This is a genomic window from Pedobacter sp. ASV1-7 (genome assembly GCF_040203335.1).
Taxonomy (GTDB): domain Bacteria; phylum Bacteroidota; class Bacteroidia; order Sphingobacteriales; family Sphingobacteriaceae; genus Pedobacter.
In genome coordinates this window covers 110,894-137,131 of sequence record NZ_JBEHBV010000002.1, presented here as the reverse complement: position 1 = coordinate 137,131, position 26,238 = coordinate 110,894, and the positions used below count along the sequence as shown (strand labels likewise).

Below are 26,238 nucleotides of genomic sequence, written 5' to 3'. Positions count from 1 at the left end.
CATGAAACTCAGCTTTATATTCCTGATGCTTGCCTTTTTACAAGTGAATGCATCTTCTTATGCTCAAAAAGTAAATATTAAGGTAAAGAATGCCACAATAAATGAGGTTTTCTACAAGTTAACTCAACAAACGGGGCATACTTTTACTTCAGATGGGGCACTTTTGAAAAAAATCAAGCCGATTACTTTGAACATGAATAATGCGATGCTTAAAGAAGTTCTTGATAAGTGCTTTGAAGGGGAAGATGTTAAAATGTTTTTTAATAATGAGGATAAAATTGTTGTTATTAAAAATAACAGCAATACAAAAATTACCACTCTGTCTCCTATAACTCTTACAGGAAATATTACTGATGAAAATGGACAACCATTGGTAGGAGTAAGTGTAAAAGTTAAAAATACTCAGACTAGTACTGTATCAGATGTAAAAGGGAATTACAAAATAATTGTTCAAAGTGAAACTGCTGTGTTAGTATTTAGTTATGTTGGGTTTGCAACTCAGGAAATATCTGTAGGAAAGAGGTCTAAAATTGATGTTAAATTAAAACAGAGCAATATTAATCTCGAAGAAACAGTAGTTGTTGCCTATGGTACTGTTTCCAGAAGAGACCTCACTGGGTCTGTGGGGACAGTAAATTTAGAAGATGTAGTAAAGGCACCTGTTACAACTTTTACTGAAGCGTTGGCAGGACGTGTTGCCGGACTACAAGTTTCTACAGCTGAAGGGCAACCAGGCATGATGCAAAGCATTATTATACGTGGTCCAGGTTCTCTTTCCCAAGATCCGTCACCTCTGTATATAATCGATGGATTCCCAATAGAGGATTTTGATCCTTCTACACTCAATACTAATGATATTGAATCTATCAGTGTATTAAAAGATGCTTCAGCAGCAGCTCTTTATGGCTCCAGGGCTGCCAATGGTGTAATTGTAATAGAGACTGCTAAAGGAAAATCTGGAAAACCACAAGTCGCGTTTAATTCAACCTTCGGATACCACCAAATAAGAAAAAAAGTTGAAATGATGAATGCTTATGAGTTTGTTAAGTACCAATATGAATTCAGAGCATCGATAGCAAGAACTACTTATTTGCAAGATGGAAAGACACTAGATGATTATCGGTCCGTAAATGGGATTGATTGGCAGAGTAAAGTTTTTAAAACCAGCCCAATGCAGACTTACGACCTTTCAATAAGAGGGGGTAATTTATATACACAATATGCATTGTCAGGATCATTGTTCAACAATGAGGGTATTATTCTAAATACTGGAACTTCAAGAAAGCAGGGGAGGATTTCATTGAACCACACATTATCCGATAAGTTGAAAGTGGGTGTTGTAAGTAATTTTTCATTTAACCGAATTTATGGTGCACAAGCTTCTTTGGCATCTACTTCTTCAACTAATCTTTCTAATGGGATTTTCTACACTACTTTTAGCTACAGGCCTGTTACAGGACGTGAAGAAATTGATTTGTCGGATGAGAATTTGGATGATCTCGTAAACCCTGATGATCCTAACTCGACAAGAGTAAATCCGGTCAAGCAGCTCTTAAATACTTATAATGTACAAAATAACCGTTCATTATCTGTCAATGCATTTGTTAATTATAACATTACTAATAATCTGATCTTTAAAGCTACTGGAAATATAAGAGACAACACTTCTGAACGAGAGGCTTTTTATAATTCTAGTACACCTCAAGGATTGCCTATTCCCAGAAATAACAGAGGTGTACAAGCTGGTATTCAGAATGGTACAGTATCGACTTGGCTAAATGAAAATACACTTGCTTACAACAAAAGATTTAATAGGAATCATACTATGAATGCATTGTTGGGTTTCTCATTAGGTGGTGGAAACAATAAAAGCTATGGTACAAACATTATGTTAATTCCTAACGAAGAATTGGGAATGGCTGGTGTGGGGCAGGGTGCTCCTTATTTATCATCATCTTCTAGCGGTTTGTATTCTATTGTTTCAGTATTTAGTAGGTTGAATTACAATTATAAATCTAAGTATCTGTTAACAGCGACCTTTAGAGGTGACGGATCCTCTAAGTTTCCAAATGGAAATAAATGGGGATATTTCCCTTCCGGTGCTTTTGCGTGGAATATAGATCGGGAAAAATTCTTCAAAAATATAACATTCATATCTACAGCCAAGCTAAGAACAAGTTATGGTATGACAGGAAACAACAGAATCAGTAATTTTGGGTATCTACCAAATCTGGATTTCCCTCTTGCTGCTTCTTATTCTTTCAATAATGAATCGCCAACTAAAGGAGTAATTCCGGATCCAAATGGATTAGGCAATGATAAACTGAAATGGGAAACTGTTGAACAGTTAGATATTGGTCTCGATCTGAGTTTCTTTAAAAATCGTGTCAAATTAGAAGTAGATGCTTACAAGCGAATTACACATGATATGTTACTCTATGCCGATTTACCTTATGCTACTGGATTTGCACGTGTTTATCAGAATATAGGAAAATTGAGCAATGATGGTCTGGAGTTCAGTTTAAATACTCGAAATATTGTCAATAAAAACTTTAGCTGGGAAACTAGTTTTAATATCAGTTTTAATAAAAATAATGTGTTAGAATTGACCCGTGGGCAGTTTGAAATGTTCAGAAATAACTCAACACATTACTTTTATACAGATGCTTTTAATATATCCAGGATTGGCGAACCCGCCGGACAGTTCTGGGGGTATGAATGGTTGGGTAATTATCAATATGCTGATTTTGATGAAGTTTCTCCTGGTGTTTATCTTCTTAAAAGCGGGATATCTGATAATGGAACTCCTAGAGCCGATATAAGGCCGGGAGATATAAAGTACAAAGATCAAAATGGAGATGGCAGAATTTCTCAAGATGACATGACGGTGATTGGACGAGGCTTACCAAAGCATTTCGGAGGCTTTACCAACAATTTTTCCTACAAAAACTTTAACTTGAATGTATTCTTTCAATGGAATTATGGTAACAATATTTACAATGCAAACAGACTGATTTTTGAGGGAAATGGAACATCTCTTTCTCATGTGAATCAGTATGCATCGTACTCAGATCGGTGGACCGATGAGAATCAGAGTAGTAAGAATTTCAGGACAAACGGTGGGGGGCCGCAAGGCTATCACTCATCAAGAGTTTTGGAAGATGGATCTTATTTACGTTTAAAAACAGTATCCCTAAGCTATAACTTACCAAAACAACTGATAAAAAAAGCTGGAATGAGCAATTTATCTGTTATGGTATCTGGACAAAATTTATTGACATGGACAAAGTACTCAGGTTTTGATCCTGAAGTAGCAGTTCGGAATAGTGTGCTTACCCCAGGGTTGGACTATTCTGCTTATCCACAAAACAAAACATTTGTAGCCGGAATAAAAGCACAGTTTTAGTAATCCTCCTTCTAAAGAATAGAGAATATGAAAAATATAGTTTTGAAGTTAATAATAATTGTTACGATAATAACACTTGGTTCTTGCAAGAAATTTTTGCAGACTGAGCCAGTTGATTTTTTTGCCCCTTCTACTTATTATCAGACTAAAGATCACCTTGATTTTGCTTTGGCAGGTGTGTATGATAGACTAGGTATGAACAGACTTTATGGTGCCTATATGCATACGCTTCACAATATGGAAGCTGATGAAGGTTTTTATAGTGTGCAGGCAAGTGTTGTTGGTGTATACAGATACAATTTTTCGGTAAGCGATCCGGATATTTTATGGTTTTGGAGGTCAATTTATGAAGGGGTTGGAAGGGCAAATGCATTGTTGGCTAACGTAGACAATAATAAAATTATAGCCGAATCCTATAGAAATAGGGTTAGGGGGGAGGCGTTGTTCCTGAGAGCGTATTATTATTTCCTTTTAGTTCAAAATTTTGAAAATATACCCGTATATCTTAAGCCTATTTCGAATCATGAAGAAGTAGATATACCTGCTACTCCCGCAAAGGAAGTGTATGAACAGATCATTACAGATATGGAAACAGCAGAAGGACTTGTAGACCCAATAGAAAAAATAGGTTTTGGAGGGAGAGTTAGTAAATCTGCAGTTAGAGGGATATTAGCCAGGGTGTGTCTGAATATGGCAGGGGAGCCAGTAAAAGATGTTAGCAAATATGAAAAAGCAAGATTTTGGGCCAAGAAAGTGATGGATGATTTTGGAGCGGGGCATAAACTAAATCCTGATTATTCTGATATTTTTATAAAATACGCACGGGATGAATATGATATTAAAGAAAGTATTTGGGAAGTAGAGCACTATGGTGCGAATACAGATGCTAATTCGGAAGGCGGATATGTTGGATCCTGGATAGGTATAAGGAATTCAAGTACAACCAATGACATCGGATATTCACTAGGTAGAATTAATTCAACTGCAAAGCATTATAGAATTTATGAACCAGGTGATTTAAGAAGAGATTGGAACATAGCTCCATTCAGTTATAACGCATCTGGTGGTAAAGTTCCATTTGCTGAAAACCAGTTGTATAACAGAAATGCAGGTAAATATAGAAGAGAATACCAAACCTTCAGGCCAAATAGCGGACAACCAACTCCTATCAATTTCCCATTATTACGTTATGCAGATGTATTACTGATGTATGCAGAAGCCGAAAACGAAATTAATGGAGCGGGACGCGACCCAAAAGCATTAGAGGCAATTAATATGGTGAGAAGGCGAGGATTCGGAAAATTGATGCCAGGGGCTACGGATGTGGACGCAAATGACCTACCACAAGGAATAGCAAAGCATACTTTTTTTAGATCTATAATAGATGAACGGTCAAAAGAGCTGTGCTATGAGGTATTGCGTAGGGCCGATCTTATTCGTTGGGGCATATTTGTAGAGACCATGAAAGAAACATTGGTACAGATGAACGTCGATCTCGGTCCTGAGGCATGGCAATCTCTTACTTTTAAAAATGCTTCTCAACGGCATGTGATTTATCCTATTCCTTCTTATGAACTTGGACTAAACAAAGCACTGAAGCAACATCCATTATGGAGGTAAATGAGCTTATTTAAAGAGATTTTAATTATGGAGAATTTAAACCTGATAAAAAAAAATGTGATGCTGAGAAAAATGTTATACATGCTTGTGAGTATAAGTCTGCTTATGGAGGCTTGTACTAAAGCCAAAGTTTTTCCTAAAGATGAAGACCCAAATGAAACTGAAAATACGGTAAATATACCTTTTGATGTAAAACTAAAAGTTAATAAAACCTATAAAGTCGGGGAGAGAGTAGAGTTCATACTGGAAGGAAATCCAGAATCAATCGATTACTATTCGGGAATTTACGGATATGAATATGAGTTTAGAAACGGAAAGAAAATGCCTTCTGGAATGGAACTGGATTTCTTTATAAGATTTAATTTAGCTGCTGCAAGTTGGCCGATTGCTAATCCGGATTGGGGTCCAATTCCATGGGATAAGATCTCTCTTTTAGTATCAACCGATTTCGATGGGGACTATACTTTTGGAGGTGTTAAGCGAGCCACATGGCAAAATGTTACGAATAGGGTTACATTTCCTCCTATACTAGCCAGTACCCAACCAGCTGGTCCAATAAATTTATCTGATTTAACAGTTATTGGCAAACCTTTTTATTTTGCTTTTCGCATGATCGATAATCACCCTAAACGACCTTTTTATTTAATACAATCACCAATTTGGTATTCTGTTTTAGGTAATAGAAAGGAGCTAATTGGTCATCTTAAGGCTGGTAATCCAGGTGAGAATACTATTAATCTTGTACAGATTGATGAGGATGTTAATGAAAAAGCTGAAGTGGTATATACTGCTGGACCTCAATACAATGATAGGTTTACCATAAGAAGAAAAAGTGGTACAACTTCTCTTGGCAAAGAGCTATGGCTTGTAAGTAAAGGATTTCATGGAGTGCAAGAGACATTAGGTGGATTTAGTTCTTCCATTCCTATTAAATCACCAGGTAATACAGCACTCCGTAATTGGGGACAGGTATATCTAAAATCAGGCATTTACCAAGTTGGATTTGTATCTACTACACTAGATAGTAATGGAGAAAGGCATCAGGAATCTAAAGTAATAGAAGTTACTATTGAAGATTAAAATGAAATATAATTATAAAACTTATCAATATGAACAATAGACAATTAAAACTAGCTATATCTATACAGTTAACTATAATTTTGACCACTATATTTTTTTGCTTTGTATCCTGTAAAGAAGGAGCCGCATTAGAAAGGCGCCCTGAAATGACTGGGAAAATGTCTTCAATAATATCTTCAGCACAGCCACTTCCTGGTGGAAAGGAAAGGTTTACTTGGGTAAATGGTAATTTTGACACCAGTGGCCCTACAACTCAACGCATTGTTAATCTATCTTTCAAAGCCTCCACAGGAACCGTTGCTGCAACTGTATGGACCTGGGACAGTTCTGAGAAAAAAGGTAAATCTGTTTTCAATTCTCATTTGTGCACTTTTGATGGAATATCAAAAAACTGTTCAACATATACCCCTTGGGGATGGGTATATCCAACCGGACAATATGTCTCTTGGAGTGGAACATACACCTATAGTGGAACCACACTTTCAATTACGTGGACAAGTCCTTCACTAGCTGCCGGGAGTACCGAAGAGTGGGCGATAAGCAATCCTAACTCTTCCTTAGCAAGAGCTTCATTTGTGAGTTCCAGTTATGGTCTTACACACGGTCGAGGCTATGGAAGTAAATCATCTTTTAGCACATACAAAACCATTACAGAAATGATTCCTTTTGTTAATTTTACTTCTGCAAATAGTAGAAGGGTAACAGCTAATGCATCTTCAGGTACAGCTACACCAGTTATTACACCGGTTAGTGGATGGACAACAACAGGTTTAAATCTATCTTCATTTACCACACCTTCATCTCCAACTCCGGCTAATACAACGCACTATTATCAACCTACATCATCTTCCTGTGGTGCTAGTTGCACTACAGCACGTACTGGAATTATTTATCATTTATCAAGTCAGAATAATTCAAGACACATGGCTTATCATTTTTTCTGTGCCTGTTTACCAACTGCTGCTGAATTTCCTGACTACCAGAGAAATTTGCACCCTGTTGCATTAACGCAGATTTTAGATGATAATAATAATCTGGTTGCATTAATTGGAGTAGAATCTCAGAATCCACCTGAAGCTTACTATAATGGAGCTTATCAGTACCAATTGTTAGACTTTAATAATATTCCTTAATATTTAAAGTCAGAAGCCGGGAAATGATAGCCGAGCTTGTTATAATATCCCTGCCAGAGTGTTTATTATTCAGATACTCTGGTAGGATTACCATTCCATAAATCAGATCTTCTGACATCTGAAATTGATATTTTGCTTAAATAATCCATAAATTACTCTCTGAAATTCAGGACAAAAATTACTATCGCAGCCATAAAAAGAGCCGTAGCAAAAATCATTATATTTACACTTAATGAATTATTAGCAGTATTCCAGGCATAATTGGTACATAAACCTGCTAGAACGAGTAGAACTCCAGAGATAATAAAATTTCTTCTTCTCTTCATGGAATAAATTCTAATGTGTTAGAAATTAAACAAAACAGATCTAAAATTGTTTGGTAATAGCTTTGTAAAGGATAGGATCCTGATCATATATGTCCTTATAGTAATGAACAGTGCCTTTAGCGTCAAGCCCAACTGTAAAATAATCAATTCTAATAGGAATTTGTTGTGGAAGGTCAATAAACTTAGCACGGGGATATCCATTTTGCATTGCATTTTTGATCAGTTCATATTTCGAGCCTTTTTCGAATAACGCATAGGCAAGTTCAAGTGGCTTCTGAACCCTTATACAACCATGGCTTATTGCCCTCATGGGCTGATCAAATACTTTATGTGGGGTGTCGTGGAGATAAACACTACTTTTATTCTCGAATAGAAATTTAATTTTTCCTAATGCATTCTCTGCTCCTGGTTGCTGCTGAAATGAATACTCATCGAGATTGACCGTAGACCAGTTTATAGATTCGGAATTTCGAATAAGCACTCCTTTTTTATATACCTTAATATTGCTATTGGATAAATAATAGCGATCCTGAGCAGCATTTTTACTAATTTCATCACGAGCAATACTTTGTGGGATATTCCAGACAGGGTTGACCTGTATTCTAAAGATTTTACTACCAAGCTGGGGAGTTTCCCATTGTCCTTTTTCTCCAACACAAACTTTCATCCGGAGGATTGATTTGCCTTTATCGATCATATCAAGAGTAAAACCTGGAATGTTTACGGATACATACTTTTCTTCAATCGGTCTGTTTTTCCAGCGTAACCGCTCCATGTTTACAACTAATGACTTTCTGATCTCATCAGTAGTCGTTGAACTATTCTCCTTTGCTGCAATTAGTGTTTTTTGCAATTTGATGTAAGCAGAACTTTTGGGTTGAATGCTGTCCAGATATTTCTTTAAATCTTTTACTTCAAACACATGCATTATGGTAATGCTGTCTGGTTGTAAGGTAGGAGTGCTATATTGCGTTTCGGTGTATATAATACCCGGATTTACAAGGCCGTATTGTAAAATCATGCTATATCTGATCAGGGCAGTTGCAGTGGCCAATTCTAACTTTACTAAATTTTGGTAGGCTCTCAGAGAATCTGAGGATTTTGAAGCGTTAACTGCTGCCAGTTTTTCCTTTATATCTGGAATATAAAAAAGAGTTGTATCCAATCCATGTTCATCACATTTTTCTAAATAATCTAGTAAAATCTGTAGATTTTTTTCTGGAAGGAATTTGGTAACCAGAATTGGCTGATGATTTACCTTTTGATATGCTTCAGTAATTAATTCAGAAAAGGGAAGCAGGAGTTTCTTTTTGTTTAAAAGCTTTTTAAATTCTTCCCGATAATCTAAATATTTTGCTTTTTTATTTTCATTCGAAAGACTCAAAGATGTTTTTTGCGGAACATTCACAATAATGTTTCGCTTTGTCCCGCAAGATAAAGACAAGCTTGTACAGCATAACAATAAAACTATTGCTGGTTTATACAAGCTTTCTTTCATGGTAATGCCTATTTCGATTTTAATATTCAGCTCAACTTGCTGTTATAAAAACGTTTAGCCATTGACAATTGTTTTAATCCAGGCTACAGTGGTAAAGAAAGTAATGGAATATTATTACTGGATGCCATCACCCGGGTTCTGCTTTTATGTATCAAAGAGGCCCAGAAACCATAACGATATGGAACCATAATCAATAAATCGGCTTGTATGGATTGCATTTCAATATTAATAGCCTTTAAAATCTCATTTGACTGGACGTTTTTATATTGATAGCTAATCCCCTTAAACTCCTGTTTTATCTCTTTCAGGTGATTATTGATTTGCTCTTGTTTTAATTCAGCAACTTTATTTGAAACATGAAATACTTCAACATTTGCCCCAAAATCCTGAGAAATGGATTTTACACTTTCTAAAACCTCTTTATGAACTCCTCGTACAATATCACAGGCGAAGAGTATATTTTTGATTCCTTTATATTTTACAGATAATGGAATTGCCAATATTGGAAACTTAAATCGATGTAATGATTGGGTGGTTGTATTTCCTAATAAATCCTGTTCGAATGATTTTTGTGCCATACCTAAAACAACCATATCTGCATTGTGTTCTTCATAGCATTTTGGAAGTTCCTCATAAAAATCACCCATTGCAAAATATGGGCTTACTTTGATACCATAGTCGGCCGATAGTTTTGCTGAAACAATATTTAGTTTTTCCTGATACTTTTTTAACAGCTGGTCTAGTCCTTCTGGCGAAATTCTTGAATTAAGCGCATGAATGGATATATTCTGCAAGGTGAAAAGTATCACTTCATATTTACCATCGGAAGCAGCAGTGGCAGCATAATGCATTGCATTATCTGCTTCTACTGAAAAATCAGTTGCAACAATTATTTTCTTCATTATTCTATCATTATATCCAATAATACAAGTTATGTTTATATGTTTTTGAAAAAGTCAACTCAGATGAGTTATTTGATGATTGAACCGTAAAAAACAATTCCTGAAATGTATTTACCCTTTTTAACCTGGTTAAAAGATTAGATATTTAAAAGCTGTGGTAAGCCCTTCATCTCATCAAATACTATAGCTCCCTGATCAGATAGTTCTTGTTGATTATAACCATTTGTCAATCCGTATACCCTAAAACCTCCGTTCCTGGCTGCTTCAATTCCTGCAAGGCTATCTTCTATTACAACACATTCAGACGGTGAAAAGCCCATGGCGCTTGCTGCATGCAAAAAGATATCAGGATCTGGCTTCCAGCTATCAATATCATAAGAACTAAAAATCCTGCTTTCATCAAAAAAACCGATTAATCCGGTTAGTCCTAAGTTGAGTTCAATCTTTTCTCTAGGCCCACTAGAGGCAACACAATAGGGGAGTTTTAAACTTTCCAATAAATCTTTTACACCTGTAATGGGTTGAACACCTTTACGAAATTCATCATAGAGTCTTACTCTAAATCTTTTTTCAAAATCATTGGGAAAAGTAACGTCCGATGTTTGCTCTAAGATCCTGATACTTTGTAATAGCTGCCTGCCACTAAATAATCTGATTGCTTCTTCAGTGTCCATTTGAGCACCATATTCTCGTGCCATGTCAATAAGAACTGAAACTAAGGTAGATTCTGTATCAACAAGTACGTTATCGCAATCGAATATGATACATTTGATTTCCGTAGTATGATTAGTATTGTTCATTTGCAACCAATATGCATAAAAGATTGGGGTAATTTAATATTATATTTAAATGTGATTTTAAATCAACCAAATATTTCATATTGATTAACCTATACACATGAATAAACGTATTAGTATACTGAATTATGGTTTATTAGTGATGGTGTTTATTGCAACACTATTGATTAGTTCAAAAACGCTTTATGCACAGGAAAAAGAAACTCCAATTAATACTGATCCTATACGAACACCCTGGTCGGCCAAAGTTAATCCGGATCAACCTTTACCAGAATATCCACGACCACAATTAGTAAGAAAGGACTGGCAAAATTTAAATGGTAAATGGAATTATAGTATCACAAAAGGTAAATTTGGAGCTATACCAAGTTCATTTGATGGAGAGATCATCGTTCCTTATCCGGTTGAATCTGTATTGTCTGGCGTCGCAAAAAGTGTTGGTAAAGATAATACCCTTTGGTATAAAAGGATAATCAGAATAAACAAGAACATTAACAAGGAGCGCGTTCTTTTACATTTTGGTGCTGTAGATTGGAAGTGTGAATTGTATGTAAATGGCAAAAAAGTAGGAGAACATGAAGGGGGATATGATGCTTTTTCATTTGATATTACTAGGTTTTTGATGAAGTCCAATACTCAGGAAATTGTGCTTGGAGTATGGGATCCATCTGATGAAGGTCCTCAGCCTAACGGAAAACAGGTAGTAAAACCCAGGGGAATTTGGTATACACCTGTAACTGGGATTTGGCAGACTGTCTGGATTGAAGGTTTACCTCCCACGTACATTGCGAGCACTAAGCATACTGCTGATATTGATGGGGGTAAAATGCAAGTTCAAACAAATGTTGAAAATGCAATGACTAGTGATAAAGTTGAAGTTAATATGTTGGATGGAAATCAGCTGGTAAACAGGGTGGTAGCAAGCGCAGGAGAAGCGGTTTCGCTATCAGTTCCCAATGCAAAACTATGGTCGCCAGATGCACCTAAGCTTTACAATCTTGAAATTAAGGTATTGAGAAATGGAAAGGTTATAGACATGATTTCATCTTATTGTGCAATGCGAAAAATCGCAATGGGTAAAGATAAAAATGGTGTTCAGCGTATGTTATTGAATAATAAGTTTGTATTTCAATATGGACCTTTAGATCAAGGCTGGTGGCCTGATGGCTTATATACTGCCCCAACGGATGAAGCCTTACTTTTTGATGTGAAAAAGACAAAAGAAATGGGCTTCAACATGATTCGTAAGCATATTAAAGTTGAACCTGCCCGTTGGTACCATCATTGCGATCAGCTAGGGTTATTGGTTTGGCAGGATATGCCCAGTGGTGATTTGGGAGGCAACCATTGGGACATGCGACCCGGATTAACTTCTGGCCGGAATCATGATAAAATCCGTACAGCAGAATCGGAAGCTATTTATCGTAAGGAGCTTAAAGCAATGATGGATGGGTTGTACAATTTCGCATCTATTGTGGTTTGGGTGCCTTTTAATGAAGCCTGGGGACAGTTTAAAACTGTAGATATAACAAATTGGACTATGAAATACGATCCATCAAGATTAGTGAATAGTGCTAGTGGAGGTAATTTCTTTCCGGCTGGCCATATATTCGATATTCATAATTATCCTGATGCACTGATGCCTCGTGCTGATTTGTTTGGTGATAAACAGATATTGGTTTTGGGTGAGTTTGGTGGTTTAGGTTTGCCAATTGAAGGACATACATGGCAGAAAAAGGACAACTGGGGATATCAGAGTTTTAAAACAAAAGAGGAACTTAAAAAGCGTTATGCTGGTCTGGTTAAAGACTTGGTACGATTGATTCCGCAAGGGCTATCTGCCGCTGTTTATACACAGACGACTGATGTAGAAATTGAAACTAATGGCTTGATGACTTATGATAGGAAAGTTGTTAAAATTCCAGAAGCTGAATTGAATGAAATGCATAAGGAACTTTATAGGTAATTAAAGCACTTTATCGGAGGTGTGCTGTTCGTAGTTGGTCTTATCTTTTACATTTCCAGTATTAGTCATAAAGGCAGAAGATTTGAATAGGGAAGTAGTAGCCGAAAGCAATTAAATTAAAAAAGCGACTGGCTTTTTAGAACCAGTCGCTTTTTGTATCTGAAAATTGGATATTCTTAATTTACACGTTCAAAATGGAAACGTAGAGGCATGGTTTTCATTGCCGGAACATCACCGAATGAACTATACATCTCATAAGTATTAGAAAGGAAATCAGTTGGTTCATAATCCCTGACAGTTACTTCAAGAATATCCTTGCCACTCTCTACAAATACACGGAATCCTAACTCTGTGGAACGTATTTTTTGTTTAAGTGGAGAAAAGAATACATTGGCCGCAGATAATTGTACCAATTGCATTTTTACCGCTGGTGGAGGAAATCCAGCTTCCTGTAAACGTTCGGTTACTTCTCCTTTATCTGTAATTGTAGCAGTTCTGAAATAATTTTTCAAATCTCCGGTCATTTGTACATTTAAAGTGGTCTCATCAATAATAATCAAATCATCAGTATTATTTTTTGGAAACAAAGCTTCATCATCCATGCCCCAGATATTCTCTATAATCCAATTTCTATTAGTAAAGGCCTTGTATTTCCAGGTACCTTTTAATCTGCTGAAATTACTACCATCAATAGTAATATTCGTCCTATTAAAGTTACCAGCAACAAAATGATTATTTTTTGGAACAACCTTTAAAGCGATAGTCGTTTTACCAACCTCTTGTTTTAAGAATTTTAGCTTAAGTGTAGCTCTTAGTTTTCCTGCAGGAACTACAAACTCTTTTAGGCCATCAAAACTAAAATGTACACCTTCAACAGCAGTTGTAGTACCTGGAATTAGTTCGACAGGTATTCTCATTTCAGTGGGTGAAATAAAAGTACCTTCTGCAGCTGTTAATGTAAGATTAACATCAACATTTTCTGTCATACTTAATTTTTGAGATTCGAAAGAATAAATAAGAATGTCTTTTGGTCCAATTGAAACCTCAGTAAAGAGCAGATTACCCGCATTGATTCCAGAAGGAATACTTCCCAAAACTACCTTAAATGACTTATTCAGATCGAAAGAAGGCTTAGCAGTTACTTTTACTTCACCAATTTTAGATCCGGCCGGAATAACAAAAGCACTCGCAGAAAGATCAAAATCTATTCCTTTCTCTGCTGTGCCACTTATAGTAAATGGAATGCTTACATCGGAGGAAACAGGTGCTGTAGTTACAATTTTCATAACCAACTCGCCAGACTGTGGTATACTGTAAGTTGTGGTCTCAAACTCCAGTACATTTCCTCTTTTTGAGAGTTCATCGTCTTTCCCGCATGAGACAAGTGTCACAGCAGCAAGGAGAGCCGCTCCAAGTATATTTCTAAATTTTAATAATCTATTGTTATTAAACATATTTTTTATTTTATAATTACTGTTTAAAATAGTGGTGACTATAAATTATCCCATTCATCACGTTTTGCATCCAAAATATCCCTCTCTACGTCAGTAAGAAAGGTAGGAGCAGGAATAGTATATTCTATTATATAATTATTCTGTTTAGGTGGTACTTCATTCTCTTTTTTGCAAGCCGCAAAAGTCAATACGCCTAATGCAATAGTTGCTAATGTTAATCTCTTTTTCATGAATCAGTATTTTAATTGATGTAACCTGGGTTTTGAATCAGACCGTTAATAATTTGCATATCAGTTCTAGGAACTGGGAAAGTGTACATGTAAGGAAGTGTTGTGTATTTACGTCCATTAGATGCTACCCAAAAACTTGGACTACCATTTCTTTTAAGCTCCCAAAAACGGTCACCCTCTCCGTAAAGCTCTTTTCTTCTCTCATTTAAAATTGCCTGTATTAAAGGCGTCAATGGTTTCCCATTAGCATCAACTTTGATTAAAGCAGTAGTTGATACAGCAGGTAAATTACTAATAGTATAAGCTACATAACTAGGAATCCTTTTGCTGCGAATCAGGTTTAAATATTCTAAAGCTTTATCTTCATTACCCTTGTGTGCATAAGCCTCTGCAAGTATCAAAGCCATTTCGTCTGTACGTACACCAGCAAAGAAGTTTTTCTTGTTTATACGTTTTTTACCGAAAATAATATTGAATCTAACATCTTCTTCCTTTTCAATAAACAAATCGAAAAACTCTTTTGACGTAGGACGATATTGAACAGCCTGAGATTCGTTGCTGTAACTGAGATCTGCACTATATTCACTAAATACATAAGAACGTAATAGAGTATTACCAAGTTGGGTATTTTTGCTTTGAATCATTGCTCTATATTCAACTGTATCTAGCATGGTGTAAGTAGTTAATAATGGAATAGACTGACTGATGGCTTTATCCCAGTTTCTTGTCCAAAAGTGTAAACGAGCCAAATATGCATGACTTACATCTTCAGTAAAGCGAAACAATTTATCAGACACGTGGTAACTAATTGATTTGTTTAAATCCTGTTCAATTTGATGGATAGTTTGCCCATAAGTACTGCGCAATGGTTTTTCTTCCATATCAAAACGTGTTACTAATGGTACGCCCAATTGGTCATCACCCTGATAAGGTTCGCAAAACTCACGTAGCAACAAGAAATAGGCTACGCCACGTATCGCATAAGCTGTACCTAAGACATTTTTGCTTTCCTCAGTATCTTCCGTGTTCAAGTTGTCAATAATGATGTTACAATCACGTATACGCTGATAAAGATTTGAATAACGGGTTTGTTGTTCATTTAATTTCTTTCCAACATAAACAGGTAAATTGTTACCACCAGGGTATATGTTTAGATTAGCATCAAGGTTATCAGAAAAATATTCAATATCAGTTAAACGGCTTATACTTCCGAGTAGAGGTTCTCCATTATCAGCATAATCGATTTCATTAAGTCTGCTATGTAACAAGGAGGCAAATTCATCTGTAGTTTTAGGAATGGTTTTACCATTTGGCTTGATGTCAAGAAATTGTTTGCAGGAAATAAATGTTGCAAGCAAAGGTAAAAGGGTAAGGATATAAATTCTTTTCATAATTATAAATTATAGACCAACATTGATACCGAAGGATACAGACCTGGTAAGCGGATAGACTGCACCTGGTGTTTCTGGATCTATGCCTGAGTAATTGGTAACGGTGAATAAATTAGTTACAGAGAAAGAGAAACCTAAAGATTGCAGTTTTAAACGCTTAACTAAATCTGAAGGTAATGAATAAGCGCCAGTTAATGAGCCAATACGTAAATAAGATACGTTCTCCATTAAACTTGCATTTGTTATGGTAGTACCTGTAGGGTTATTTATGCTCAATAATAATGGTGTACCATAAGCATCGATTAATCTCGGTAATCCATTTACAATAGGATTATCAGGTGTCCATCTGTTAGCCCATGATCTTGGTATATTAACATGATTTACATACAGGTCATTTTGTGCGTTTGGCAAACTTTCTTGGATAGAGCCCATGTTTTCAAGCATACTAGAGGTTGAAGGTGAATTGATCTTATTAATCACCTTAGCACCAACTGCATAGTTCCCTCCAATACTTAATGAGAATTCCTTATACCTTGCTGTTGTAGAGAAACCACCTGTTAATGGAGCTGTTCCTTGTCCAACATAGAAAAGATAATTATTAATATCCCTTAATCCTTCATTACCTGTAATTTTAGAATCAGGGCGCAGCTGATATTTATAAATTCCTGTTCCAGGATCGATACCGATCACCTTACCTGAGAAGATTGATCCTAATGGATAGCCTACAATTTGTCCGGAGTTAGCCAAACCTGCACCCATTGTAGAAGTGAACTTTGTTAACCTGTTTACATTATAGGCAGCATTTACTGATGTGCTCCAAGAGAAATTTGGTGATTTAATATTTAAAGTACTTAAGGTAAATTCGATTCCTTTATTGGTAGTTTCTGAGGTGTTAAAACTCTGTTCGCTAAAGCCGGTACTGCTAGGCACTTTTAATTTAGTGATCAGATCAGTACTCTTACGATAATAAACCTCTGCCAAACCATGAATACGGTTTTTAAGTAAACCAAAGTCCATTGCAGCCTTTACGTCTTGTGTTTTTTCCCAGCGTAAGTTAGGGTTTGGCGCATTACCAATACTTCCCATACGGTAATAATCATCATATGTTTTACGGAAATTAGCATCATAATCCATCACCAATTGGGGAAATACACTTTTGTTTACGTTTCCGGTGTAACCAGTAGACAATCTGAATGACAATGAACTAAAAACAGGCTCCAGATATTTAAAAAATAACTCCTGATCAGCATTCCAGGATAAACCGAAAGACCATGCCGGATTAAATTGTTGGTCACTACCAAAGTTATTAGAACCATCAGTACGGGCAGTTAAACTGGCAATATATTTTTTATTATAAGCATAATCTACCGAAGCGTAAAAAGAAGCAAATGCTTCTTCTGAAAGACTTTGTCCAGATAAGCCATCAACCATGTTAGCATAAGAAATCATATCATTATAATCGATCTTGTCACTATTTATTGGTTTAGGCTTAATGGGCATAGATGAATTTCCGGTTATCTCATCATAACCATAACGCTTGGTGAAGATACTCTTCATTTGTTGTCTTCTGATCTCGCTACCAGCAAGGGCGCTAAGGTTATGTTTAACTCCTAAAACCCCATCATATTGGAATTGCCCACGCAATAAATAACTACTGTTATTACTCGTATTTTGCGCTATAGAACCATAAGTTCTTTTTGAAGTTGCTGGGGGATCAAAATATAAACGATCTTTCCATGCAGCAAAGCTGTATCTTCCATTAATGTTATCATTTTGATTATCTGTGTATGAGTAAGAGCCTACTCCAACAAACTTAAAATTATTGTTAAACTTATAATTAAAATCACCTGTTACTGTACCAGAAAAGTTTTTAGCCAGACTTGAGGTCTCATTGATTTCGCGAAAAACATTGACACCATTTGGAGGAGTGTTGATATCATAACCTCCACCATTTAGTTGCTTAAGATTAAAATAAGTCTGATCACCTCTATATGTACCATCAGCATTGAAAGGCATTTCGTACGGATTGGCATAATATGCATATTCAAACAAGTTTTGACTTGTAGATGGACCTTTGGAAGTCTGATAAGAAAGATCTGTAATGAAGCCAAAAGATAATTTACTGTTCGGTGTAAAGTTTATTTTAGCATTCACGTTATAGCGGTCAGCGCTTGTTTTTTGAACCAAACCGTTATTATTGCTATACCCTGTAGATAGGTAATAAGTATTTTTATCAGTACCACCAGAGAATGACAGATAATGACTTTGAGAAAAAGAGTTTCTAAACAGCTCATTAAACCAATCCGTAGATGATTCACCTGCTTTAGCAATTACAGCATCCTGTTCTGCTTTAGATAAACCAGCGTATTGATCTTTACCAGAACGGACCATACCTACCAAACCAATAGTAGGATAATAACTCTGATTAGCAAATCCAGGGGCAGAGAACTGGTCCCATAACTGTTGTTCCCAGGCTAGTTTTTCTCTGGAATTCATTAGGTTATTATCACGCTGTGGTGCCATCGTTAAAGAAGCGTTGGTAGAGTAAGAAACTTGCATCTTACCAATTTCACCTCTTTTTGTAGTTACCACAATTACTCCGCCTGCAGCTCTTGAACCATAAATAGCAGCTGCCGAAGCATCTTTTAATACAGTTACTGAAGCAATATCATTTGGGTTAATTCCAGCAATACCACCAGAGAAAATTGTATTGAAATCACCTGCCTTAATCTGGCTGGATGATATGTTTGGGATGTCTTTTTGCAATGGAACTCCATCTACAACCCATAATGGCTCAGCATTACCGGTAATGGTATTAGTACCACGGATACGAATACTTGCCGATTGCCCTGGACGACCACTTACTGAACTTACGGCTAAACCTGCTACTTTACCTTGTAGCAATTTATCAACGTTTTGTAGTGGTTTATTTTTTAATTCTTCACCATCAATTACAGCAATAGACCCTGTAATACGGCGGGTAGTAGTTTGATTGTAGCCTGTTACGACTACTTCACTCAATGAAGCATCTGAAGACTTAAGAACCAAATTTACAGATTTGGTTTTATCTGCAATGATTTCTTTAGTTACCATCGCTACATAACTGATATGGAGGACGGAACCTTTAGGGACAATAGTTGAAAAGCGACCTTCGCTATCCGTGCTAATGCCTTTGCGAATGGCTCTTGCCATCACCGAAGCACCTGGTAACGGATTGCCTTGCTCATCTTTGATTACGCCAGATACTGTAACGACAGGAATTGAGTCGTTAGTTGGTACTGGTCTTTTAGCATCCTGAGCCTGTACCGCTGAATCTGGAGCTGCAATGAGCAACGCAGTAAGCAAGCCAAGGCCAAGAGCTGGTAAACTCTTGAAAGTAGACTTTTTGTGCATAATTATATAGGTTATTTGTGTAATACGATATCTGTGTCACTGCTTTTAACACCCAATAGATTTTCCATAAAGTAATACCTGATCAGGTTGATGTAATACTTGTCGCCCAGGCCGTGATCTTTTCCTGGGAGTACCATCATGTCAAATCGTTTGTTCTTTTTAATCAATGCATCGGCCAATCTGAATGTATTTGCCGGATGTACGTTTTTATCTACATCACCTGTGATCAGAAACAATCTGCCTTTCAGGTTTCCGGCAAGTGCCGCAGTAGTGGGGATGTTGCTTTCAAATTTACCGTTCTTCTCCCATACACCGTGATAGGTTTCACCCCACCATTGCGTATAAATATTGGTGTCGTAATTGCCAGAAGCAGCAACAGCAACTTTATAGAATTCAGGGTAAGTAAGCATAGCAGTTGCGGACATAAAACCACCACCTGAATGGCCATAAATGCCTACTTTATCCAGGTCAATGTATTTATGCTTTGCTGCAAGCTGTTCAATGATATACTTATCATCAGCCAATGCATAGTCACGCAGGTTTCCATAACCATAAGCATGGAATGCCAGGCCGCGTAACGGACTACTTCCTCTGTGAGCCACATTGATCACAATAAAACCCATTTGTGCCAGAGATTGATTGTAATTATCATCTATGGTGAATTTTTTAGGGATATAATCCTCCTGAGGGCCAGGGTATACATTACTGATGATCGGGTATTTTTTAGTAGTATCCATATTAAATGGTTTATACATTACCCCATACAAATCTGTTATACCATCTGCTGCTTTAATCTTAATAAACTCAGGTGCTTTCCAACCTGTTTTAAAGAGGGCAGAAGCATCATCTTTCCCCAATTCCATCACTTGCTTTCCTTTGATATCTCTCAATACCGTAACAGCTGGCTGGTCAGTTCTGGAATAAGTATCCAATAAGTATTTTCCATTTTTAGATAGCTGAATATCGTGGTAGGCATTGCCGGGAGTTAATAAAGTGAAGCCTGAACCATCAAACTTAACTTTATAGAACATCCGGTAATAAGGATCTGTATTCTTCTCTCTTCCATAACCTTCAAATACCATGCTTCGGCCTTTAGTATCAATTGAAAGAATCTCACCGCTAACAAAATTACCTTTAGTAACAGTGTGTTTAAGTTTTCCATTTCTGTCATACAGGTAGTATTGTCCATATCCAGTTCTCTCTGACCACCAAAGGATATCATTTCCGTTATTTAGAATGCGACAATTAAATAGCTGGTCGTTGAAATGAGGTTTGGTAGTTTCTGTAATTAGTTCCGTTACCTTTCCCGTTGTCCCATCCAATCGGCATAGATCCATCTGATCATTGGTACGGCTTCTCCTTAAAAAGTATACTTCCTGCTGAGGGTCATTTGAACTTTTACCAAACAACATTGTACGTCCGTTGGTAATGGTCGACTGCATGATGATCTTTTGATCAGGATATTTTGCGATGTCAAGTTTTTTAGCCTTTCCTGTTTCAGTATTAAAGAAAAACATATCATATTGCACCACCTCTTTATCGCCCGGCATAGCGAATTTATATGTGTTAATTTGCGGACGTGGCTGTGTAAGACTATTTATAATAGTCATTTCCTGCACACGTCTTTTGTCTTCGCGCAGGGCATACAATGATTTTGAATTTTTAAACCAATACAACATTGGACTACTTTTTTTGTCGTCTGTACTACTGGCATTGGATGATACAAAAGAGAAGTAAGGTTCAGCATCGGTAGTGAGTTGTATAGCAGCACTATCGTTACGTTTTTGCAGATAAGCATTGTGACGGTAACCATATACAAACCAGGCACTATCTGGCGACATCTTTTTCCAATAATCTGTGTTTGGCTTAAAGGTATTTTTACTTTTCGTCATCTCTTTTGGTAATTCCTTTAACTTATCTGCTTTAGCATCATAATTATAGTTTTTACCTTTAAACTGAAACTTGAAATTACTTGTACGCTTAGGGTCTATCTCTAAATTGTAAAATGAAAGACTGCCAGGTTGAACTATTGTACCTGTTTCAGTGCTTAGTTTTTTAGCTAGCGTTTTAGTGTCGTAAAGTGGTTTACGTGTACCCTTCGATGCATCTACCAGGTAGCAAACATTGATCTTATTTTCGGTAGTATTGTAATAAAACAGACTGCTTTTCTCTATCCAGTTTGGACTTATTGAACTTCCTTTCAGATATTTTCCGAGTAGATCACCTGAATATTTTTCTGCACTGTCTAATGGGTTGGTTTGAGCATTAAGTCTGCCCGTTATTAAACATACAAGCAGCATTACGGTTAATTTATTCATAGTTTTAGCTACGCTTCACAGCGTGGATTATTTGTTTATTCAGTATTTGTTAGAATTGATTATTTTTTGCTTTGGTCAGCTCTTCGGCCATTTTAACTGCCTGATAAGCATTTATAATACCTCCAGTCGTTGATAGTTTTTCGAACGGAACTTGTTTTTTAGATTTACCAGGAGTATTGGTTAGATGTCCCTTTCTGGAGGTTACCGAAGTAAATAAAATGGATTTGACTTGCTTTGCAGATAGTTCAGGATAATATGACCAAATTAAAGCAGCAACGCCAGTGGAAATTGGAGTGGCAAGACTGGTACCATCAGCAGTTTGATATCCATTGTCTAGTCCTGTCGAGCGTATTTTTACACCAGGAGCAAAAACATCGACATTAGAAGCTCCGTAATTACTGATACTTGCAGCTTCACCAGATGGGGTAGAGGCACCTACACGAATCAGGTTGTCTGCACGTTTACCTTTAATTATAGCAGATGGATAAAAGGCTATACTATCTATGTTCTTTCCTTCATTTCCCGCTGCATGAAATAATAACACACCTTTTTTACCTGCATACCTGATGGCATCATTTACCCATTCGCTATGCGGCGAAAAATATTTCCCAAAGCTCATATTGATTAATTTTGCACCATTGTCTACAGCATAGCGAATGGCCAGGGCAATATCTTTATCATACTCGTCACCATCTGGAACAGCCCTTATACCCATTATAGCTACTGAATCTGCAACGCCGTTTATACCTATTCCATTATTTCTAACTGCTGCAACTAAGCCTGCCACAAATGTGCCATGGTATGAATCAGCTATAAATAGATTTGCATTACCATAGTATTTATCATTCAAGCTTTCTGTATCACCGATCAGGTCACGAGGGGATGCTTTATCATCAAGACTTTTAATTCTTTTTTGTATGGTTTCATTTTCAGCTAGTTGTGCTGCATATACTTCTTTCCATGTAGTACTTTCGCTGTATTTGTACATACTTCTTGCTACCACTCCGTATTGTTCATTTAATAAGGAATCCTGAATCTTTAGTTTAAGTATGTCAGAAACTTTTGGTTCCTTGCTAAATTTCATCGTCTTAATGACTGAATCTGTTATACTGAAAGCATTGGTGATCAAAGCTGTATAATTCCCGAAACTAACATAAGAATTGATTTTAGCATCTGTTCGGGCTGCCTTGAAGTAAGTATATTCTTTTCTTTGTTCATCAGTTTTCAATTGATCAGCTTTAACTTTATCGTACCGAGGTTTTAAGCGCTTGTACTCCCGAAATGATTCAGTTCCCACTTTTACCAGGTTCTGACCGCTTTTATTTCCCAGAAAATTCCATCCATTAACATCATTAGCATAACCTTTTGCTCCAGGCTTTGGATTTCTCCAAATCCGGCCCTGTAAGTCTTCATGTTTTACATTCAGGTCTGCATCTATTACGGCTACAATGACTCTTTTTGATGCTTTCTTGTTTAAGCTGTCAAGAAGTTTATAAGCTCTATCTGTTTCAATACCATAAAGCCCTGAATTATAACTAGAAAGGTTGTGCCAGTTGACAGGCAGGTTCTGTTGTGTCTGATTTTTTTGTTGTGCCTGAACAGTTGAAAAGGCACATGTGGCGCATAAAAATGCGAAACTAGTAAGGTTCTTAAAGTACATTCAGTTTGAATAATAAGTTGGTTGGTACTGGGTAATAGCTAGAATACTCAAAATTATAAATAATAAATTTATAGGTAAAGGAGTTTGACCATCTTATTGTCATTATTACACTAAGAGGGGGAAATTCGGGTATATTATAGACCTCAGGTCATAAAGACTATTGTGAGAAGATTAAGCGAAAATAAAGTAGTTAAGAAATAAAATTATTAAATTTAAGAAAAGCTGTTTGTTACATTTTGTTAAAATGTCATTTTAATGGGAATTTTACCGAAAATTATATCTTCTATTGCTCCCACAAAATTAAAGGGGCCTGCAAAGAGATTACTCCAAAGGTTATTTCATTCAGGTTTAGTTAAGATATCAGGAGGACAGGAGAATGCTTTGTTATGGGTAAATGCTCAATCTGGGTTATCTACATATACGTTGATACAAGGTTTTTTACAAGGTACTTTTCCTATGCCTCAAGTAGACAATAATAAAATCTTTATCTGGTATGATCCAGAGCCAAGAGGTATTATACCTATTGCTGATTTTAAAATAAGAAATGATCTATTACGTTGTTTGAAAAAAGATAAATTACAGGATCTTGAAAAAAGATTTGAGATAAAATTAGACACCAATTTTGAACAAACAATAATAAACTGTGCTAAACCAAGAGGTACTAAAAATACTACATGGATAAGTCCTGAATACATTAAGGTTATATTAGAGCTTCATAAAATGGGTATGGCTCATAGTATTGAAACCTACCAGAATGGAGTATTAGTTGGCGGAGTTTTAGGGGTTGCTTTAAATGGCTATTTTATAACTTTAAGTTTGTTTAGAACTGTAGATAATGCCAGTAAAGTTGCTTTCTGTTATTTATTAGCAAAACTTAAAGAAGATAAATTCAAATTGCATATAAGTGGAGCTGCTGATAGTTGGTTTACACAGTTTGGAGCAATTAATGTTACCAAAAAAGAATTTAGGGAACAATTAATACCAGCGATTACAACACCTGTTGCTTTTACCTCATCGCTACCCAAACTTGTGATATAGCTTGGGTTATTATTAGAGCCTCCTATCGGAATCGAACCAATGACCTACTGATTACAAGTCAGTTGCTCTACCAGCTGAGCTAAGGAGGCTTTTAACATTTCAAATATCCATGTTGACACACTTTGTGTCGGATTAGAGGCGCAAAATTAGAACTTTATAAGTTATTCGCAAATCTTTTTTGAAATTATTTTATTGTTTTTAACAATTAATAGGTTAAATTATTAGTCTTTTGGCTATCGAAAGAATATATTTCATTAATTATCAGCTAACTATCAACAAAAATTGAAGTTTGTAAATTAAAAGAAGAATATAATTGTAATTAATAACTTGAAAAGACTCTTATCGCAGAAAAATCATATTTATGTAATAAAACTAATTGTTTTTATCTACTTATTTTAAAATAAGGGAGTTGATCTCAATTAAACTGTAAAAAACATAGATTATATTCAAAGAATACATGCAAAATATAATTTTGTGTTGTACTTTTGCGGAAAATTTCAATTAAATGGCTAGTAAGAAGAGTAATCCGGACAAAACTGTTGATGTTGTGCTAATTGGAGCAGGCATAATGAGCGCTACCCTAGGGATGATGCTAAAAGAATTGCAACCGGATATCACCATAGATATTTTTGAAAGATTAGATGTAGCAGCGGCCGAGAGCTCGGATGCCTGGAACAATGCTGGTACAGGACACTCTGCTTTTTGTGAATTAAATTATACACCTCAACTAGAAGATGGATCTGTAGATACTAAAAAGGCAGTCTCCATTGCTGAATCATTTGAAGTGTCTAAGCAGTTCTGGTCGTTTCTTGTAAAGAGCAAATTGGTTGACAGTCCTGAGCATTTTATCAGAAAAATTCCACATATGAGTTTTGTTTGGGGAAAGAATAACGTGGATTTTTTGAAAAAACGTTATTCAAAACTTCAGGAAAGTGATCTGTTTAAAGGAATGGTTTATTCTGAAGATACAAAACAACTTGCAGAGTGGATGCCTTTAGTAATGAAAGACCGTAATCCGGATGAAAAAGTTGCAGCAACAAGAATGGATTTAGGTACTGATGTTAACTTTGGTGCACTGACCAGAATGATGTTCAGTAAATTACAAAGTAAATCCGATGTTCAGCTTCATTTCCATCATGATGTAAAAAAGCTGAAGCAAAAAAATGGACTCTGGGAAGTAAAAGTTAAAGATGAAACCACAGGTCAGAAACGAGTTGTAAAAGCCAAATTCGTATTCATTGGAGCAGGTGGAGGTTCTTTGCCTTTACTTGAAAAAGCTGATATACCTGAAGGAAATGGTTTTGGAGGTTTCCCTGTTAGCGGTCAATGGCTAAAATGTGTGAACCCTGAGATTATTGAACAGCATAATGCAAAAGTATATGGTAAAGCATCTGTTGGCGCACCACCTATGTCTGTTCCCCATTTGGATACAAGGATGATAGATGGAAAAAGAGCATTGCTTTTCGGTCCATATGCAGGGTTTTCAACGCGATTCCTTAAGCATGGTTCATTGCTTGATTTACCATTGTCGATTAAAGTGAATAATATACGTCCAATGATCTCTGCAGGACTAGATAATTTACCATTAACAAAATATTTAATAGACCAGGTTCGCCAGTCGCCAGAAGACAGAATGGTGGCTCTAAGAGAGTATTTTCCTGGAGCAAAAATGGAGGATTGGGAGCTTGAAACAGCTGGTCAGCGTGTACAGGTAATTAAAAAGGATGAAAAACATGGAGGTATACTTGAATTTGGTACTGAAGTGGTTACTGCTGCCGATGGTTCTATTGCTGCTCTATTGGGAGCTTCTCCTGGTGCTTCAACAGCTGTTTCTATTATGATTACATTAATGGAACGTTGTTTCTCTGATCAGATTAAAACAGATGACTGGCAGAAAAAATTAAAGCAGATGATCCCTTCTTATGGTGAATCATTGAATGGAAATCCGCAGTTAACTGAAAATATCAGAACACAAACCTCTCATGCTTTAGGTTTATAATATTAAAATCCCTTATTGAAGCGCCTT

General features: G+C 36.3%; 17 protein-coding genes and 1 tRNA gene. 7 read left to right on the top strand and 11 right to left on the bottom strand.

Annotated features, from left to right (window positions below; genetic code table 11):
- The first annotated feature begins 1 nt into the window (after window position 1).
- The 4 genes from ABDJ41_RS05720 to ABDJ41_RS05705 are packed head-to-tail and all read left to right on the top strand — an operon-like array spanning window position 2 to window position 7,239.
- Window positions 2–3,406, top strand: a complete 3,405-nt coding sequence (locus tag ABDJ41_RS05720) for a SusC/RagA family TonB-linked outer membrane protein (RefSeq protein WP_349784853.1) — start codon at window positions 2–4, stop codon at window positions 3,404–3,406.
- A 27-nt stretch (window positions 3,407–3,433) separates the two neighbouring features.
- The gene (locus tag ABDJ41_RS05715; RefSeq protein WP_349784852.1) at window positions 3,434–5,026 is read left to right on the top strand and encodes a RagB/SusD family nutrient uptake outer membrane protein; all 1,593 of its coding nucleotides are present in this window, start codon (window positions 3,434–3,436) and stop codon (window positions 5,024–5,026) included.
- A gap of 27 nt (window positions 5,027–5,053) precedes the next feature.
- Window positions 5,054–6,106, top strand: a complete 1,053-nt coding sequence (locus ABDJ41_RS05710; RefSeq protein WP_349784851.1) for a DUF5017 domain-containing protein — start codon at window positions 5,054–5,056, stop codon at window positions 6,104–6,106.
- Between the two features lie 29 nt (window positions 6,107–6,135).
- The gene (locus ABDJ41_RS05705) at window positions 6,136–7,239 is read left to right on the top strand and encodes a hypothetical protein (RefSeq protein ID WP_349784850.1); all 1,104 of its coding nucleotides are present in this window, start codon (window positions 6,136–6,138) and stop codon (window positions 7,237–7,239) included.
- A gap of 152 nt (window positions 7,240–7,391) precedes the next feature.
- Here ABDJ41_RS05705 and ABDJ41_RS05700 read toward each other — a convergent pair whose 3' ends face one another.
- The 4 genes from ABDJ41_RS05700 to ABDJ41_RS05685 all read right to left on the bottom strand — a co-directional run bounded on the left by ABDJ41_RS05700 (window position 7,392) and on the right by ABDJ41_RS05685 (window position 10,765).
- A complete protein-coding gene (locus ABDJ41_RS05700) occupies window positions 7,392–7,565 on the bottom strand; it encodes a hypothetical protein (RefSeq protein WP_349784849.1) in 174 nt (57 codons plus the stop codon).
- Window positions 7,566–7,605: 40 nt separating this feature from the next.
- On the bottom strand, window positions 7,606–9,063 hold the full coding sequence (locus ABDJ41_RS05695; protein ID WP_349784848.1) for a L,D-transpeptidase family protein: 1,458 nt from the start codon (window positions 9,061–9,063) through the stop codon (window positions 7,606–7,608).
- A gap of 83 nt (window positions 9,064–9,146) precedes the next feature.
- Window positions 9,147–9,965, bottom strand: a complete 819-nt coding sequence (locus ABDJ41_RS05690) for a universal stress protein (RefSeq protein ID WP_349784846.1) — start codon at window positions 9,963–9,965, stop codon at window positions 9,147–9,149.
- A gap of 137 nt (window positions 9,966–10,102) precedes the next feature.
- Complete coding sequence (locus ABDJ41_RS05685) at window positions 10,103–10,765, bottom strand: HAD family hydrolase (RefSeq protein ID WP_349784845.1); 663 nt, start codon at window positions 10,763–10,765, stop codon at window positions 10,103–10,105.
- A 97-nt stretch (window positions 10,766–10,862) separates the two neighbouring features.
- On the opposite strand from ABDJ41_RS05685, the gene ABDJ41_RS05680 reads away from it, so the two are divergent.
- Window positions 10,863–12,728, top strand: coding sequence for a glycoside hydrolase family 2 protein (locus ABDJ41_RS05680; RefSeq protein WP_349784844.1), 1,866 nt, complete (start codon window positions 10,863–10,865; stop codon window positions 12,726–12,728).
- A 176-nt stretch (window positions 12,729–12,904) separates the two neighbouring features.
- Here ABDJ41_RS05680 and ABDJ41_RS05675 read toward each other — a convergent pair whose 3' ends face one another.
- The 6 genes from ABDJ41_RS05675 to ABDJ41_RS05650 are packed head-to-tail and all read right to left on the bottom strand — an operon-like array spanning window position 12,905 to window position 23,174.
- A complete protein-coding gene (locus tag ABDJ41_RS05675) occupies window positions 12,905–14,182 on the bottom strand; it encodes a hypothetical protein (RefSeq protein WP_349784842.1) in 1,278 nt (425 codons plus the stop codon).
- A 38-nt stretch (window positions 14,183–14,220) separates the two neighbouring features.
- Entirely contained in the window at window positions 14,221–14,412 is a 192-nt protein-coding gene (locus ABDJ41_RS05670; RefSeq protein ID WP_349784841.1) for a hypothetical protein, read from the bottom strand.
- 11 nt (window positions 14,413–14,423) lie between these two features.
- Window positions 14,424–15,803, bottom strand: coding sequence for a RagB/SusD family nutrient uptake outer membrane protein (locus tag ABDJ41_RS05665; RefSeq protein ID WP_349784840.1), 1,380 nt, complete (start codon window positions 15,801–15,803; stop codon window positions 14,424–14,426).
- A 9-nt stretch (window positions 15,804–15,812) separates the two neighbouring features.
- Complete coding sequence (locus tag ABDJ41_RS05660) at window positions 15,813–19,196, bottom strand: SusC/RagA family TonB-linked outer membrane protein (RefSeq protein ID WP_349784839.1); 3,384 nt, start codon at window positions 19,194–19,196, stop codon at window positions 15,813–15,815.
- Between the two features lie 11 nt (window positions 19,197–19,207).
- Window positions 19,208–21,514 (bottom strand): S9 family peptidase, encoded by a 2,307-nt coding sequence (locus ABDJ41_RS05655; protein ID WP_349784838.1) that lies wholly within the window; start codon window positions 21,512–21,514, stop codon window positions 19,208–19,210.
- A gap of 49 nt (window positions 21,515–21,563) precedes the next feature.
- The gene (locus ABDJ41_RS05650) at window positions 21,564–23,174 is read right to left on the bottom strand and encodes a S8 family serine peptidase (RefSeq protein WP_349784837.1); all 1,611 of its coding nucleotides are present in this window, start codon (window positions 23,172–23,174) and stop codon (window positions 21,564–21,566) included.
- A gap of 255 nt (window positions 23,175–23,429) precedes the next feature.
- On the opposite strand from ABDJ41_RS05650, the gene ABDJ41_RS05645 reads away from it, so the two are divergent.
- The gene (locus ABDJ41_RS05645; protein ID WP_349784836.1) at window positions 23,430–24,212 is read left to right on the top strand and encodes a leucyl/phenylalanyl-tRNA--protein transferase; all 783 of its coding nucleotides are present in this window, start codon (window positions 23,430–23,432) and stop codon (window positions 24,210–24,212) included.
- 16 nt (window positions 24,213–24,228) lie between these two features.
- On the opposite strand, the gene ABDJ41_RS05640 is transcribed toward ABDJ41_RS05645, so the two are convergent.
- A tRNA-Thr gene (locus ABDJ41_RS05640) sits at window positions 24,229–24,301 on the bottom strand.
- Between the two features lie 416 nt (window positions 24,302–24,717).
- Between ABDJ41_RS05640 and ABDJ41_RS05635 the strand changes: the two genes are divergently transcribed.
- Entirely contained in the window at window positions 24,718–26,211 is a 1,494-nt protein-coding gene (locus ABDJ41_RS05635) for a malate:quinone oxidoreductase (RefSeq protein ID WP_349784835.1), read from the top strand.
- Window positions 26,212–26,238: the final 27 nt, after the last annotated feature.